Origin of the sequence: Streptomyces boncukensis, assembly GCF_011045075.1 — a bacterium.
Lineage (GTDB): Bacteria > Actinomycetota > Actinomycetes > Streptomycetales > Streptomycetaceae > Streptomyces > Streptomyces boncukensis.
Map to the genome: position 1 here is coordinate 1 of NZ_JAAKZZ010000140.1, position 15,635 is coordinate 15,635.

11 protein-coding genes and 1 pseudogene are annotated in these 15,635 nt (G+C 73.9%); 7 read left to right on the top strand and 5 right to left on the bottom strand.

Going from position 1 to position 15,635, the window contains the following annotated elements:
* A partial coding sequence (locus G5C65_RS15740; protein ID WP_165299464.1) for a glycosyltransferase occupies positions 1-3,391 on the bottom strand: 3,391 nt, incomplete at its 3' end.
* Between the two features lie 180 nt (positions 3,392-3,571).
* A complete protein-coding gene (locus G5C65_RS15745) occupies positions 3,572-3,835 on the bottom strand; it encodes a WhiB family transcriptional regulator (RefSeq protein WP_004952403.1) in 264 nt (87 codons plus the stop codon).
* Positions 3,836-4,377: 542 nt separating this feature from the next.
* On the opposite strand from G5C65_RS15745, the gene G5C65_RS15750 reads away from it, so the two are divergent.
* The 3 genes from G5C65_RS15750 to G5C65_RS15760 are packed head-to-tail and all read left to right on the top strand — an operon-like array spanning position 4,378 to position 7,256.
* Complete coding sequence (locus G5C65_RS15750) at positions 4,378-4,884, top strand: cupin domain-containing protein (protein WP_165299465.1); 507 nt, start codon at positions 4,378-4,380, stop codon at positions 4,882-4,884.
* A 33-nt stretch (positions 4,885-4,917) separates the two neighbouring features.
* Complete coding sequence (cofD, locus tag G5C65_RS15755) at positions 4,918-5,910, top strand: 2-phospho-L-lactate transferase (RefSeq protein WP_165299466.1); 993 nt, start codon at positions 4,918-4,920, stop codon at positions 5,908-5,910.
* Positions 5,907-7,256: a coenzyme F420-0:L-glutamate ligase gene (locus G5C65_RS15760; protein WP_165299467.1), complete on the top strand. Its 1,350-nt coding sequence runs from the start codon at positions 5,907-5,909 to the stop codon at positions 7,254-7,256. The genes cofD and G5C65_RS15760 overlap by 4 nt, the downstream gene beginning before the upstream one ends.
* A 49-nt stretch (positions 7,257-7,305) precedes the next feature.
* Here the strand turns inward: G5C65_RS15760 and G5C65_RS15765 are convergent, their stop codons facing one another.
* The 3 genes from G5C65_RS15765 to G5C65_RS15775 all read right to left on the bottom strand — a co-directional run bounded on the left by G5C65_RS15765 (position 7,306) and on the right by G5C65_RS15775 (position 11,062).
* On the bottom strand, positions 7,306-8,229 hold the full coding sequence (locus tag G5C65_RS15765; RefSeq protein WP_165299468.1) for a DNA-3-methyladenine glycosylase 2 family protein: 924 nt from the start codon (positions 8,227-8,229) through the stop codon (positions 7,306-7,308).
* 117 nt (positions 8,230-8,346) lie between these two features.
* Positions 8,347-9,429 (bottom strand): mannose-1-phosphate guanylyltransferase, encoded by a 1,083-nt coding sequence (gene manB, locus G5C65_RS15770; protein ID WP_165299469.1) that lies wholly within the window; start codon positions 9,427-9,429, stop codon positions 8,347-8,349.
* A gap of 70 nt (positions 9,430-9,499) precedes the next feature.
* Positions 9,500-11,062: an N-acetylmuramoyl-L-alanine amidase gene (locus tag G5C65_RS15775; RefSeq protein WP_165299470.1), complete on the bottom strand. Its 1,563-nt coding sequence runs from the start codon at positions 11,060-11,062 to the stop codon at positions 9,500-9,502.
* A gap of 137 nt (positions 11,063-11,199) precedes the next feature.
* Between G5C65_RS15775 and G5C65_RS15780 the strand changes: the two genes are divergently transcribed.
* The 4 genes and pseudogenes from G5C65_RS15780 to G5C65_RS15795 form a co-directional block, all read left to right on the top strand.
* Positions 11,200-11,961 (top strand): TIGR03089 family protein, encoded by a 762-nt coding sequence (locus G5C65_RS15780; protein WP_165299471.1) that lies wholly within the window; start codon positions 11,200-11,202, stop codon positions 11,959-11,961.
* A gap of 141 nt (positions 11,962-12,102) precedes the next feature.
* Positions 12,103-13,368, top strand: a complete 1,266-nt coding sequence (locus tag G5C65_RS15785; RefSeq protein ID WP_420903319.1) for an LCP family protein — start codon at positions 12,103-12,105, stop codon at positions 13,366-13,368.
* 125 nt (positions 13,369-13,493) lie between these two features.
* Entirely contained in the window at positions 13,494-15,374 is a 1,881-nt protein-coding gene (locus G5C65_RS15790; protein WP_165299473.1) for an LCP family glycopolymer transferase, read from the top strand.
* A gap of 45 nt (positions 15,375-15,419) precedes the next feature.
* Positions 15,420-15,635, top strand: a pseudogene (locus G5C65_RS15795) (LCP family protein); the annotation flags it as partial.

Genomic DNA, 15,635 nt, shown 5'->3' on the forward strand with positions numbered 1-15,635 from the left:
GCCCCTGGGGGGCCTCGGCAGCGGCGGCGCGCAGCCGGCGCGCCCTGCGGCCGTCGCCCGTGGGCGGCTCCGGCTCGCCCTCGGGGGCGTCCGGCAGGTCGTCGTCGACGTCGGAGCGGCGGCCGGGGAGGGCGAGGACGAGGACGACCAGGGCCAGCAGCCCCTGGGCCCACTTCCAGGCGGTGTGGGTGAGCGGGGTGTCGTAGGTGAGGTCCAGCCGGCCGCCCTTGGCGGGCAGTTCGAAGCCCTGCGCCCAGCCGTCGACGGTGACGCGCTTGAGGGGGGCGCCGTCCAGCGTGGCCTGCCAGCCGCCGTCGGCCGCGTCGGCGACGCGGAGCAGCCGTCCGGACGGGCCCGCCGGCACCTTGGTGTGCGCCTCGACCGGCCCGGCGGCAACGGCGACAGGCGCGGTGACGGCCCCGCCGGCGTCGCCCCCCGAGTCGCCCGCTGCGCCGCCCTGCGCGCCGCCCGGGACGATCGACACCCGGGACACCTGGCGGTCCACGCGCCACAGGGCGCTGCCGTCTGCCTGGCTGAGCCGGGTCAGGCCCGGTGTCGCGTCCAGGACGCGGCTCATCCGGCGCGGCGCGCCGTCCCGCACCAGGACGTAGCGCACCGCGTAGCCGCCCAGCTGGTGCGTCTGGTCGGCGCCGGAACCGGCCACCAGATGGGCCACCACTGCGCCGAGCCGCTTGTCGGCCGTGCCGGCGGCCGCCAGGTCGGCGTCGCCCATCCGGGCGCCCGAACCGCGCACCAGGGTGTAGGAGACGCCGGAGACGGCCGTGCCGCCGCTCCCGTCCCTGTCGCCCTCCCCGGCGAGCACCAGGGTGCGCGCCTGGTCCTCGGTGCCGGACTCCTCCGCGACGAACGCGGGCACCTGGACGGGGTCGCGCCGGGAGAGCGGGCCGTCCGCACCGCCCGCCATCCAGCCGGCGGCCAGCACGAGGGGCCCGGCGACAGCGGCGGCGGCGACGAGCGCGGCCACCGGCTGCCGCCAGCCGAAGCTCTGCGCTGCCACCCGCTCCTTGGCGCCGTCGGCACCGACGGCGGCGGCGCTCAGCAGCGCGAGGCCGTAGACGAGGGTGCCGGGCCCGGCCCAGGCGGGGCCGTTGGACAGCCCGGCGAACAGCAGTCCCGCCAGCGCCGCCGCCCAGGCCGCGCCGACGGCGAGCCGGCGGTCGGCGCGCAGCAGCGCGGCGAGCGCGGCGAGGAGCACTCCGGCGAGCAGCGGCCCGCCGAACGTCCCCGGGCCGCCGGGTGAGAGGGCGAGCAGGTCGGTCGTGGAGGCCGCGGAGGCGCCGTAGGGCAGCCCGGCCTCCCTGAGGAAGTCCTTCGGGCTGGTGAGCAGTGTCATCGACCACGGCGCCAGCAGCACCATGGGCGTCGCCAGCGCGATCACCGCGCGCACCGCCGCCGCGCCCGGCGACTGCCCGGTACGGCGGCACAGGGCGAGCGCGGCCACGGTGAGCAGCAGCGCGATCGGCCACACGACGGGGGTGAACGCCGTGGTGAGCGTCAGCAGCAGCCCGTACGCCCACGCGGCGCGCCAGGTCGGCCGGGTGCGCAGACCGCCGGACGCGACGGCGGCGCGGGCGAGCAGCGGCAGCACCACGGCGAGGACGGCGGTGCCGACGCGGCCGCCCGCGAGTGCGCCCGTGGCGGCGGGCAGGAAGGCGTACGCGACGCTCCCCCAGGCGCGCACCAGGCGGGACTCCACCAGGGGCCGGGAGGCGAAGTAGGCGGAGAGTCCGGCCAGCGGCACGGAGCAGACCAGCAGCAGGGTGAGCGCCAGGCCCGTGCTGCCCAGCAGCAGGGTGGCCAGTGTGGCGACGACCGCGAGGTAGGGCGGTGCCGACTCGGTGCCGCCGGTGCCCACCGGGTGCCAGCTGTCCCAGAAGCGGGCCCACAGGCCGGACACGCCGTCCGGTACGGGCAGCAGCGCGCCGCCCGCCAGGGCGCCGCCGCCGAACAGGGCGCGGCAGGCGACGAGGGAGGCCACCAGCAGCACGGCGAACAGCACGGGCGCGGGCCTGCGGCCGATCCGCCGCAGCCGTGCGAACTGGTCGACCTCCAGGAAGTCCGCGTCCTCGTCGCCCGGCCCCGACTCGACGGCCCCGTGCCGCCCTCCGGAGGAGGGTTCGGGCTCGGAGCGCCCGCCGAGGCTGCCGGCGACCTGTTCGGCGGTCGCGCGCAGGGTGGCGCCCGGCGGCGGGAAGAGCGGGCGCAGGTCGCCGTGGGCGACGACGGGCCTGCCGCGCCGCTTGCGCGCGGCGGCGATCTGACCGCCGCGCAGCAGGGTGCCGGTCAGGCCGGTGATCTCGTCCAGTGCCTGCCCCGGCGCCTTGCCGACGAGGTAGGCGAGGGTGCGCAGCACGGTGCCGAGGACCAGCCGCAGCAGCACCCAGGGGAGCTTCGCCCCGGGCGCGTTGGCCAGCAGGGTGTAGACGGCGCCGGCCTTGTCGACGCGGTGCGGGCTGGCGCCGCCGCGGGCGCGGCCCACGCAGTCGATGGGGCGGCGCTCACGGGAGGCGGCCTCCGCGTGCCGCAGCACCGCGTCCGGGACGGCGAGCACCCGGTGGCCCGCGGCCTGGGCGCGCCAGCACAGGTCGACGTCGTCCCGCATCAGCGGCAGCCGCCGGTCGAAGCCGCCCAGCTGCTCGAAGACGTCACGCCGGATGAGCATGCCGGCGGAGGACACGGACAGCACGGGCCGCGTCTGGTCGTGCTGCCCCTGGTCCTGTTCGCGCCGTTCGACGCCGGTCCAGCGACGTCCGCTGTTGGCGATGGAGACGCCCGCCTCCAGCAGCTGCCTGCGGTCGTACCAGCTGCGGAGCTTGGGTCCTGCGACGCCGACCGAGGGGTCCGCGTCGACGGCGTGCAGCAGCTGGGTGAGCGCGTCGGCCTCCGGGGCGCAGTCGTCGTGCAGCAGCCAGAGCCACTGGACGGGTTCGCCGTAGGGCAGTTCCGGCACGTCGTACGCCTCGTCGTGCCAGGTGCGGCCGACGGGGTCCCAGCCGCTGGGACGCTTGAGGTACGGCAGGTCCTCGGGGGTGAGGACGGGGGCGGTCCTGACGGCCTCGTCGACGGCCGCGCCGAAGCCCGTGCGGCGCGCCAGGTGGAGGACGCGCGCGGCGTCCAGGGACTCGGCGAGCAGCCGCGCGGAGTCGTCGGCGCTGTCGGTGTCGGCGGCGACGACGTTCTGCACGGGGCGGTCCTGGCCGAGCAGCCCGGCGAGGGTCTCGGGCAGCCAGCGCGCGCCGTCGTGGGCGACGAGCACGGCGGTGACCACGTGCCGCGGGAACTCGGGGGGTGTGGCGGGTGCGAACGGCGCGGGAGCGGTGGCGGCCGGCCCCGCTGTGGCCGACTCGTAGTGGGCCGTATGGCTGTGCACGCAAGCCCCCGGGGGACGCTGAATCGGAGCGATGGGCGCACGTGCCCGGGGAGTCCGGGGAGGGGGTGCGCCGCAGGACGGCCCCACATTAGCGGCTCGCGGCGGGCCGGCCGGTGCCCGTGTGCTTCTGGCCGCGGCCGGTCCGGCGGGGGCCGGGCCGCGGGCCGGACGGCGGTCAGGTCACACGGCGGCTTTCTTCAGGCGGCGGCGTTCACGTTCGGACAGGCCGCCCCAGATACCGAAGCGTTCGTCGTTCGCGAGGGCGTATTCGAGGCACTCCGAGCGGACTTCGCAGGCGAGGCAGACCTTTTTCGCCTCGCGCGTGGATCCGCCCTTCTCGGGGAAGAACGACTCCGGGTCGGTCTGCGCGCACAGCGCGCGCTCCTGCCAGCCGAGCTCTTCGTCCGCCTCTTCGACCAGCAGTTGTTGGAACAGCTCGGTCATGTGCGCGCCCCTCGTGAAGTCTTTACGTCCCCGTGATGCCGCCGTTATCGGACCCTGCTGAACGACACGGGTGAAATTACAAGTGCGCCGATCCGGGCCAGTCAAGCCGAGATCTGCTATTGAACCCGTTATTCACTCGGCGGAACCAAAGGTTCGCGGTAAGTGTTCAAATCACTACAAACTATGACAGCTCTCCGTGGCGGCCACCCGGCCCGTATAACGGCCGGATCACAGAAGTACAACGGCGCCCGCGCACGGCTTGGCCGCCCCTTTCTCCGCTCCGCGGGCGCACAAACCTTTCCTCGCCACCGGCAACCGGATGTGATGAAAGATTGCCGACAAACCGGACATCCGGTTGACAGTGGCCCACGCGCACCGTTCCCCTGGATCCCATGCCAGTGACCTCTGAGAACCGCACGCCCCGCCGCGGGCTGCTGTCCGCCGCCTCAGACGTCATGGACGGCATGGAGCGCTGTCGCTGTCGCTGCTGCTGAGCCGACCACCGCGACCCGCACCCTCTTCTCCCCGAAAGCGCTCCGCACGTGAACAGCGACGTTGAAATCGCCGGCGACCCGCTCGCCGTCCCGCACCTCCTGCCCGCGCCCGCCGACCACCCCTCGACCGTCGCGGGCTTCGCCGGGCTCGTCCGTACGCTCGCCGCCGACCGCGCCCGCTGGGCGCCGCTCGTGCGCTTCGACCCCACGGTCCGCTGGTACCACCGGCTGCGCACCGGGCCCGGCTACGAGGTCTGGCTGCTGAGCTGGCTGCCCGGACAGGGCAGCGGCACCCACGACCACGGCCCGTCCTCCGGCGTCTTCGCCGTGCTGGAGGGAGAGCTGACCGAACGCGCCCGAGGCGCCCGGCGCACGCTCCGGGCGGGCACCACTCAGGTGTTCGCGCCGGGGTACGTGCACGAAGTGGTCAACGACGGTCTGACACCGGCCGTGAGTGTGCATGTGTACTTCCCGGGTCTGACCGAAATGCCCATGCACTGCTCGGTCCCCTTCACAACCGGGCGCGAAACCGGGGCCGAAGCGCTGGCCACGTGACGGGGCCGCGCCCGTGGCTGCAAGACTGTGGCCATGCAGCGCATTGTGGTTCTGGCCGGGGGCATCGGCGGCGCCCGCTTCCTGCGGGGGCTCAAGTCCGCCGCGCCGGACGCGGAGATCACCGTCATCGGCAACACCGGCGACGACATCCATCTGTTCGGGCTGAAGATCTGCCCCGACCTCGACACCCTGATGTACACGCTCGGCGGCGGCATCCACGAGGGGCAGGGCTGGGGCCGGGCCGACGAGACCTTCGTGGTGAAGGAGGAGCTGGCGGCCTACGGCGTCGGCCCCGGATGGTTCGGGCTCGGCGACCGCGACTTCGCGACCCACATCGTCCGCACCCAGATGATCGCAGCGGGCTACCCGCTCAGCGCCGTCACCGAGGCGCTGTGCACCCGCTGGCAGCCGGGGGTGCGGCTGCTGCCGATGACCGACGACCGCGTCGAGACCCATGTGCTCATCGACACCGCGGACCTCGGCGAGTCCGCGCCCGGCGAGGGCGCCGAGAGCCGCAGGGCCGTGCACTTCCAGGAGTACTGGGTGCGGCTGCGGGCCTCCGTCGACGCGCACGCCGTCGTGCCGGTCGGCGCGGACGCCGCCAAGCCGGCGCCCGGCGTGCTGGAGGCCATCGCGGACGCCGACGTCGTGCTCTTCCCGCCGTCCAACCCCGTGGTGAGCATCGGCACCATCCTCGCCGTCCCCGGCATCCGGGAGGCCATCGCGGACGCCGGGGTGCCGGTCGTCGGCCTCTCCCCCGTCGTCGGCGGGGCCCCGGTGCGCGGGATGGCCGACAAGGTGCTGTCCGCCGTCGGCGTGGAGACGACGGCCGCCGCCGTCGCCCGGCACTACGGCTCCGGGCTGCTCGACGGCTGGCTCGTGGACACGGTGGACGAGGACTCCGTGCCGTCCGTTCAGGAGGCGGGCATCCGCTGCCGGGCCGTACCGCTGATGATGAACGGCACCGAGGCCACCGCCGAGATGGCACGGCAGTCCCTGCTGCTCGCCGAGGAGGTACGGGCATGACAGCGGTGCCCTCGTACGAGGTCTGGGCGCTGCCCGGCATCCCGGAGGTCCGGCCGGGCGACGACCTGGTCAAGCTCATCGCCGCCGCCGCGAGCGCGCCGCACGCGCGGCCGCCGGCCGACGGCGACGTCCTGGTCGTCACCTCGAAGGTGGTCAGCAAGGCCGAGGGACGGATCGTGCGGGCCGAGGACCGCGAGGCGGCCGTCGACGCGGAGAGCGTGCGGGTGGTCGCCCGGCGCGGGTCCACCCGGATCGTGGAGTCCCGGCACGGCTTCGTGATGGCGGCGGCCGGGGTCGACGCCTCGAACACCCCCGCGGGCACGGTCCTGTTGCTGCCGGAGGACCCCGACGCGTCGGCGCGCCGGATCCGCGAGGGCCTCGCGGAGGCGCTGGGCGTCCACGTCGGGGTCGTGGTCACCGACACGTTCGGACGGCCCTGGCGCGAGGGCCAGACGGACGTCGCCATCGGCGCCGACGGCGTCCGCGTCCTGGACGACCTGCGCGGCAGCGCGGACGCCCACGGCAACGAGCTCGGCGTGACGGTCACGGCCGTCGGCGACGAGCTGGCGGCGGCCGGCGAGCTGGTCAAGGGCAAGGCGGGCGGGTTCCCGGTCGCGGTCGTCCGCGGGCTCCGCCAGCATGTGACGGGCCCGGCGGACGCTGCGGACACGGCGGACGGCCCGGGGGCGGCGTCCGCGCGGGAGCTGGTCCGGGACCCGTCGAAGGACATGTTCCGGCTGGGCACCTCGGAGGCCGTGCGCGAGGCGGTCGCACAGCGCAGAACCGTACGGGAGTTCACCGACGACCCGGTGGACCCGGCCGCGGTACACCGGGCCGTCGCCGCCGCCGTGACCGCTCCGGCCCCGCACCACACCACGCCCTGGCGGTTCGTGCTGCTGCAGAGCGAGGAGTCGCGGCTGCGGCTGCTCGACGCGATGCGCGAGCAGTGGATCGCCGACCTGCGGCGGGACGGCAAGAGCGAGCAGAGCATCGCCAGGCGGGTGCGGCGCGGCGACGTGCTGCGGAACGCGCCGTATCTCGTCGTGCCGTGCCTCGTCGCCGACGGGGCACACCCCTACCCGGACGCGCGGCGGGCCGGGGCCGAGCGGGAGATGTTCGTCGTCGCGGTCGGCGCGGGCATCCAGAACTTCCTCGTCGCGCTCGCCGGTGAGCAACTGGGCTCCGCGTGGGTGTCCTCGACGATGTTCTGCCGGGACGTCGTACGGGATGTGCTGGAGCTGCCGGGCGACTGGGACCCCATGGGAGCGGTGGCCGTGGGGCGCGCGGCGGCACCCCCGAGGGAGCGGCCGGCGCGGGACGCCGACGCGTTCACGATCACCCGCTGACCGAGCGGGCGGCAGCACCCGACCCGCGCCCTGCGGCGCGCACGGGTCGTCAGAGCGGGGCGATGTTCCCGACGGGCCGCTTCGGCCGGCGGCGGGCAGGCCCCCGCCCCGCGAGCACGATGAGCCGCGCGGCGCGGTGCCGCTGCCCCGCGTACGGCGCGAGCAGCGCCAGCATCTCCGCGTCGTCCGTGTCCCGCGCTCCGGTGAGGGAGTGGCCGACGATACGGGGCAGGTGGAGGTCGCCGACCGTGACGGCGTCCGGGTGGCCGTTGCTGCGCTGCAGGGTCTCGGCCGCCGTCCACGGGCCGATGCCGGGGATCGCCTGGAGACGGGCGAGCGCGGCGTCCAGCGCCATATGGGCGGCCTCCTCCATACGGCTCGCGCGCTGGGCCGCGCGGACGACGGCCGCCGACCGCTTCTGGTCGACACCGGCGCGGTGCCACTCCCAGGACGGGACGCGGGTCCAGGCCCGCGCCGACGGCATCACCCACAGGTCGGGATGCGGGCCCGGGGCGCGCTCCCCGTACCGGCGTACGAGGCGCCGCCAGGAGCGGTACGCCTCCTCGGTGGTGATCTTCTGCTCCAGGACCGAGGGGATCAGCGCCTCCAGGACCCGCTCCGTGCGGATCAGCCGCAGACCGGGGTGGCGGCGGTGCGCCTCGCGGGTCAGCGGATGGTGCGGGACGAACGCGGCCGGGTCGTCGTCGGCGCCCAGCAGCGCGGGGAGGCGCTCAACCACCCAGCACGCGCCGGGTCCCCACGCGTCCGCGCATACGGTCCCGCCGCCGCTGCCCCGCGGATCCGGCCGCTGGACCAGCCGGAGCGCCGCCGGGCCGTCCGGGGTGCGGGTGCCCCGCCAGACCGTGGTGCCCTCCGTCCGGTACGTCGGGTCGTACGGACCGCGCTGGAGCACGCGCAGGCTGCGGCGGAGGTCGTACGGACCCGGCGGGGTCCAGGTGCGGGAGAGGGACACGGCGCAAGGGTAGGGGGTCGCTTCCCGGACGCACGCGCCGCGTCCCGCCGCGCAGCCGCGCAGCCGCGCAGGGGCAGGTCCGGTGCCCCTGCGGGTCCCTTCGGCCCCTTCGGGGCGTCAGGTGTCGGACGAGAAGCGGACCGCGCCCGCCGGGATCCGGGCGTGGCACCACACCCGGATGCCGCCGCGCAGTTCGTTGCCGTCGCCGACCACCGCGCCGTCCCCGACCACCGCGCCGTCCAGCACCGTGTCGGCGCCGATCCGCGCCCCCGTGCCGATCATCGAGTCGCGGATGCGGGCGCCGGACGCGATCACCGCACCGTCCAGCAGCGCGCTGCCGTCGATACGGGCGCCGGGGCCGACGGCGACGCCCGCGCCGGCCACCGAGCCGCCGGTCAGCTTGGCGTCCCCGGCGACCTCGGCGGTGTCCAGGATGAGGCGCTCACCGCACCGGCCGGGCACGGCCGGGGAGGGGGCGCGGCCCAGGACGAGGTCGGCGGAGCCGCGGACGAAGGACTGAGGGGTGCCCAGGTCGAGCCAGTAGGTGGAGTCGACCATGCCGTGCAGATGCGCCCCGGCGGCCAGCAGCACGGGGAACGTCTCCCGCTCGACCGACACGGGCCGGCCGGCGGGGATGGTGTCGATGACGGAGCGGTTGAAGACGTAGCAGCCCGCGTTGATCTGGTCGGTGACGATCTCCTCGGGGGCCTGCGGCTTCTCCAGGAACGCCGTCACCCGGCCGCCGCCGTCGGTGGGCACGAGCCCGAAGGCGCGGGGGTCGGTGACGCGGGTGAGGTGGAGCGAGACATCCGCGCACGCCGCCGTGTGCGCGTCGACGAGGGCGCGGATGTCGAGCCCGGACAGCACGTCCCCGTTGAAGACCAGGACCGGCTCGTCCGGGCGCGAGTGGAGGCGGGCGGCGACGTTGCGGATGGCGCCGCCGGTGCCGAGCGGCTCCTCCTCGGTGACGTACTCCAGATGCAGCCCCAGGTGGGAGCCGTCGCCGAAGTACGGCTCGAACACCTCGGCCAGATAGGAGGTCGCCATCACGACGTGGTCGACCCCCGCGGCGCGGGCCCGCGCCAGCTGGTGGGTGAGGAAGGGCACACCGGCGGCCGGGACCATGGGCTTCGGTGTGTGCACTGTCAGTGGACGCAGCCGGGTGCCCTTGCCCCCGACCAGAAGGATCGCTTCAGTCACCTGATCGTCTCTGCTTCCTGCCGGGGTCCGCGGGCGTACGGCCGGTCCGGCCGCTCTCCGGCTCAGCCGCTCACCGGCCCTGCAGCCGGGCGGCCTTGGCGCGTACGGTGCCCAGTTGGCCGTAGAGCCGCTCTCCGGGACACGCGGTGTTGTATCCGTCGCGATGGCCGGAGACGGTGTGCAACTTGACCCTGCTTCCCTTCTTGTACTTGCCGCCGCCGGAGGTCAGCCGCGTCGTGCCGCGCGGATTGACACCGTGCAGTCCGAGCTTCCACGCGGTGATCCGGGAGACGGCCTCGACGGCTGCCGCCGACGGTCGTGTGCTGGAGAACGAGCCGAGGACAGCGATGCCCGTGCTGTCGTCGTTGAAACCGTAAGTGTGGGCGCCCATCACGGGCTTGGCCACACCCCCGGCGCGGCCCTCGTAGATGGTGCCGCACTTGTCGACGAGGAAGTTGTAACCGACGTCCCGCCACTTGCTGCTCTGGACGTGGTACCGGTAGATGCTCCGGATGATGGAAGGTGCCTGCGCACAGCTGTAGTCGTTGCTGCCGGCTGTGTGGTGGACGAACGCCGCCCGGACCGTGCGCGTGTAGAGATAGCCGCCCTTGCGGAGGCGCTCGTCCGCGCCCCAGCCCTTGCGCGTCACGATGCGCGGGCGCGCAGCCGTGTTGCCGCGTGCCGCGTGCGCCGCGCGGGGCACGCCGTACGCCGGAGTGAGCGGCCCTCCGGCCGCCGCGCCGTGCGCCTGCTGTCCGGCCATGTCCGCCACGGGCCGGGCGCGGACGGCTCCGTCGCGGGCGGGCTCGGGGCCCGGATCGACGAGTTCGAGGCGCAGCCCCTCCGGGAGCGGCTCCGCGGAGCGCGCCGGGCCCGCGGAGCCGCCGGGGCCCGCAGGGCTCTCCCCCCCGTGAGGCCGCTCCGGGAGGATGCGCGCCTGGACTCCGTCGGAGGGGCCGACCCACAGCGGTGCCGTCGCTCCGCGCATCCGGGCGCCCGGTACCGCCTCGCCGGGCTCCTTCGCGGCGGGCGCCCCGCCGTCGTGCGCCCGGCCGTCGTGCGCCCTGCCGTCGTGCGCTGCGCCGTCTTGCGCCCCGCCGTCGTCCGCCGGGTTGCCGTCCGCGGCCTCGTCGGGCGCGTCGCCGGGGTGCTCCTCCAGGTCCCGCCAGGCCGACCAGCGCCCGCTGTCCACGGCGCGCGTCCGCACCTGGACGCGCCCGTGCAGCCGGGCCTCCGCGCTCTTCCAGACGACGCCCACCAGGGAGTACGGGCGCACTGTCCGGGCCGTGACGACCGCGGTCGCGGAGTCCGCGGCGCCGGTCTGCGCCACTGCCGTATCCGCCGTGTCGGCCGTATCCGCCGTGTCTGCCGCTCTGGCGCCGTCCGGCGCGGCGGACGGCGAGGCTGACGGCTCGGCGGACGGCTCGGCGGGCTGGACGGCGAACGGCAGCGACTGGGTGCTGCCCGCCACCGGGTCGTCCGCCCGGACGGCTTCGGCGGCCGGACGCGCCGCGTCCGGGGGCGGGCTGTCGGCCGACGACCCGTCGGACGCGCGGTCCGCGAGGGGGATGAGCGGCAGCAGCAGCGCCGCCGCTCCAACGACTCCGACCGTGGTTGCAAGGTGTGCACGCATGTCCACGATCGTGGACATATCGGGATGTTCCTGTCTATTCAGGACTCCGTACGACAGCCACTCACGAACCCTCACCGCCGCCTCCCCACCCCGGTTCTGACGCCGCGCCACTGTGCTCCCGGCGTACGCTTGCGCGAATGAACGCCACCGATCGCACCCCCGCCGACCTGCTGCGCTCGACACTGAGCAACGATCCGTCCCGCCCTTTGGTGACGTACTACGACGACGCGACCGGCGAGCGCGTCGAACTCTCCGTCACCACCTTCGCCAATTGGGTGGCGAAGACCGCGAATCTGCTCCAGGACGAGCTGGCCGCCGAGCCCGGCGACCGGCTGGCGCTGCTGCTGCCCGCGCACTGGCAGACGGCGGTCTGGCTGCTCGCCTGCGCGTCCACCGGAGTCGTCGCCGACCTGCAGGGCGACCCCGCAGGCGCGGACATCGCGGTCAGCGGCCCGGACCCGGACGCGCTGGAGGCAGCGCGGGCCTGCTCGGGCGAGCGGATCGCACTCAGCCTGCGTCCGCTGGGCGCGCGCTTTCCCCAGCCGCCCGAGGGCTTCACCGACTACGCGGTCGCTGCGCCGGGCCAGGGCGACCGGTTCGTGCCGTACGCCCCCGTGGACCCGGATGCGCCGGCGCTCGCACTGCCCGGCGCAGCGGAGCTGACAGGGGCGCGGATCGTGGAACGCGCGACGGCGGACGCCGCAGCGCGCGGTCTGTCGGAGGGCTCGCGATTGCTGTCGGCACTGGCGTTCGACAGCTGGGAGGGGGTGAGCGCGGGTCTGCTGGCGCCGCTGGCGGCCGGCGGCTCGGCCGTGCTCGCGCCCCGGCTGGAGCTGCTGGACGCGCCGTCCCTCGACAAGCGCAAGGAGAGCGAACGCATCACCCACACCGCCGTCTGACGGTGGCCGGGCCACCGGTCCGGACACATGATCGGCAGTGCGTACAACCATGCGCGCCTCTCGGACGTCTGTTTCTGTGACCGGCGCACCCGCACGCCAGTACGCCTAGTCGCCGTCAAGTACGTGAGGGATGTGGCAGCCGTGACCGAACCGGACACCGTTCACGAGTCCGCCACCCCCGAGACCGAGTCCGCCGCCGCGCCCGACGCGTCCGACGCCCCGCCCGACGCCCCGGGAGCTCCGCGCCGCCGTCGCCGCTGGCTGCGCTGGGCGGCGCTGGCGGTCTCGGTGCTGGTGCTGGGCGCCGCGGGTGCGGGCTGGTCCCTCTACCAGAAGCTCAACGGCAACATCCGCACCGACCAGGACACGGCGGACGAGCTCGCACGCTACGAGCACGAGCGGCCCGTCCCGATAGCGGGCAAGGCGCAGAACATCCTGCTGCTGGGCTCGGACACGCGCGGCGACGGCAACGGCGCCTACGGCAGGGACGAGGGCAGCGAGCGCGCGGACACGGCGATCCTGCTGCACATCGCCGCCGACCGGAAGAGCGCCCTGGGGGTGTCCATCCCGCGCGACCTGATGACGCGGGTCCCGGAGTGCACCGCGCGGGACGGCGGCCGCACCCGTGCCCGGCTCGCCCAGTTCAACTGGGCCTTCGAGTTCGGCGGTACGGCGTGCACCATCCGCACCGTCGAGAAGATGACGGACATCCGCGTCGACCACCATCTGGTCGTCGACTTCCGGGGCTTCAAGAAGCTGGTGGACGCGGTGGGCGGGGTCGAGGTGTGCCTGTCCGAGCCGGTGCACGACAAGCAGGCGCTGCTGGACCTCCCGGCCGGGCGGCAGACGCTGCACGGCGGGGACGCCCTGGGCTACGTGCGCGCCCGGCACGGCATCGGGGACGGCAGCGACACCGGGCGCATCGACCGGCAGCAGCAGTTCCTGGGATCTCTTGTAAAGAAAGTGCGCAGCACAGGTGTGCTGCTGAACCCCGGAAAGGTCTATCCGGTTCTTGACGCGGCCACGTCCGCGCTGACGGCCGATTCCGGGTTGGATTCCCTCCCGGAGCTCTACGAACTGGTGCGTGCCGTACGCGATATCCCGGAAGACCAGGTGCGCTTTCTTACGGTTCCCCGACAGTCCTACGCACTGGATGCCAACCGCGATGAGCTCGTGCAACCGGAGGCCGACGAGCTGTTCACCAGGCTCCGCAACGACCGCCCCGTACACCTCGCGTCCGAAGGGCCGGACACCGCTGACGCCGGGTCCGCGAAGGGTGACGCAGGGCAGCGCCCCCGCAAGGAAGCGGAAGGCGAAGGGAAGGCGGACGCCGACTCCGCCTACCGTGGCACCACGGCAGCCCGCGATATCTGTGCACCGAACGGAGCTGAGAATGAGGCGAATTGACCGATTCTGACGGAGTGGAAATTGTCACCGTTGTCGCTGGGCGTCGAACCTGGCGGATAGTGTGAGCGCTCCGGTCTGCCCCGGAGCGGCAGTAGTAGCCGGTTCAATGGAGGACTCACGCAATCGTGGACGCGCAAGGCCGTGAGCGCGCGGGAGATGTCGACCCCGCGGATCAGTGGGTGTTCGACCCGAACACCGGCAGCTATGTGCTGCGGCTGAACCCCGGCGCCGACGGCTCCCAGGATTCGTACGGAAACCGCCGCCCCACCGCGCCGCGCCAGAGACGATCCCCCTCGGAAGACAGCTACGACAGCTACGGCGGCCGGCCCGGCTACGACCCCTACGGGAACCCCGGCGGCGGGTACGAGGACTACGGCGGCCACCCGGGCCACGGGGGCTACGACAGCCACCAGAGTCACGAGCGCCACGACGGCTACGACAGCCACGACGGCTACGACAGCTACGGGGAACCGGCCGACCGCGCCGGGCGCGAGGGCGCACCGGACCACGAGGCGCGGCTCCCCGCGCAGCGCGCGTCGTCGGGGCGCCGGGGGCACGGCGGCCATGGGCGCCGCAAGGCGAAGCCGAAGCGGTCCGGCAAGCGGAAGGCGCTGGTCTGGGTCGGCGGAACCATGGGCTTCCTGCTGGTGGCGGGGTGTGCCGGGGCCTGGTACGTCTACCAGCGCCTCAACGGCAACATCGACAAGGTCGACGTCGGGATAAACAACTCCGCCACCACCGACGGCCCGGTGAACATCCTGGTCATCGGCACCGATGCGCGCAAAGGCAAGGGCAACACCGGCTACGGCGACAAGGACAGCGTCGGCCACGCCGACACCACCCTCCTCTTCCACGTCTCGAAGGACCGTTCGAACGCCACCGCGCTGTCCATCCCGCGCGACATGGTCACGGACATCCCGAGCTGCCCCACCAAGCAGGAGAACGGCTCCACCAGGACGATCCCGGGCGAGCAGAACGTACGTTTCAACACCAGCCTGGGCCAGGAGGAGCGGGACCCCGGCTGCACCTGGCGCACCGTCGAGAAGATGATGGACATCAAGATCAACCACTTTATGATGGCCGACTTCAACGCGGTCAAGGAGCTGTCCAGCGCGGTCGGCGGCGTCCCGGTCTGCGTCGCCAAGGACATCGACGACCCCAAGTCGCACCTCAAGCTCAAGGCCGGGAAGCACACCCTGGAGGGCGAGGACGCACTGGCGTTCGTACGGACCCGGTACTCGGTCGGCTTCGGCAGCGACCTGAGCCGCATCAAGCTCCAGCAGCAGTTCCTCAGCTCGATGATCCGGAAGATGAAGTCCGGGGGGAACCTCACCAACCCGCCGAAGCTGCTGAAGCTGGGGGACGCGGCGACCAAGGCGCTCACGGTCGACACCGGCATCGGAAGCGTCAAGAAGCTGACCGACCTGGCACGGGATCTGAGCAAGGTGAACACGAAGAACATCACCTTCGCGACCGTCCCGGTCCTGGACAACCCGAACGACAAGGCCACCGTCGTCCTCGACGAGGCCAAGGCCGCGCCGCTCTTCAAGATGGTCAGGGAGGACAGGTCCATGACCAACGTGAAGAAGCAGCAGAAGAAGGAGAAGGCGAAGAAGGCGCGGGCGAAGAAGGCGCCCGTCTCCGAGGTGCGGGCGCAGATCTGGAACGGCGGCGGCCTCGCGGGAGCGGCGAAGGAGACGGCGGCGTGGCTACAGGGCGAGGGCGCGGGCATGGCGGTCGCCGGCGGCAACGCGCCGCGGCCGCTGGCGAAGACCCGGCTCGACTTCGCGCCGTCCCAGGCGGGCCAGGCGGCCCGGCTGGCCGACATGATGGGACTGCCGCCCTCCGCCCTCAAGAAGTCCCCGGACGGCGGCGGTGCGGACGGCGCGATGAAGCTGACGCTGGGCAAGGACTTCACCGCGGCGGGCGAACCCATCGACTCACCGAAGGCACCGAAGGGCGTGCAGAAGGTCAACGCGAACGACAAGAACGTGTGCGCGAAGTGACCGCGCCCGTCCGGCGGCAGCGCCCGAACACAACGGGGAGGTCCTGTGCGGCGTGACAACACCCCCGGGCGCGGCCCGCGCTCCGGCGCACCCTCGGCCGCGGACCGGGGCTGGAACGAGGACCTGTACGAGGACCGCCCGACCCGCCAGCTTCGCACCGGGCAGGACCGCCCGACGCGTGAGCTGCGCGCCGCCGACCCGGGGGCGCGCGACGGGCGCAAGAACGGGGGCGGAGACAAGGGCGGAAGCGGAGGCGGGGGC

Coding starts and splice junctions, on each gene's coding strand:
- G5C65_RS15745 (WP_004952403.1), bottom strand. CDS start 3,835: ATGACCGAGCTGTTCCAACAACTGCTGGTCGAAGAGGCGGACGAAGAG.
- cofD (WP_165299466.1), top strand. CDS start 4,918: ATGCAGCGCATTGTGGTTCTGGCCGGGGGCATCGGCGGCGCCCGCTTC.
- G5C65_RS15760 (WP_165299467.1), top strand. CDS start 5,907: ATGACAGCGGTGCCCTCGTACGAGGTCTGGGCGCTGCCCGGCATCCCG.
- G5C65_RS15775 (WP_165299470.1), bottom strand. CDS start 11,062: ATGCGTGCACACCTTGCAACCACGGTCGGAGTCGTTGGAGCGGCGGCG.
- G5C65_RS15780 (WP_165299471.1), top strand. CDS start 11,200: ATGAACGCCACCGATCGCACCCCCGCCGACCTGCTGCGCTCGACACTG.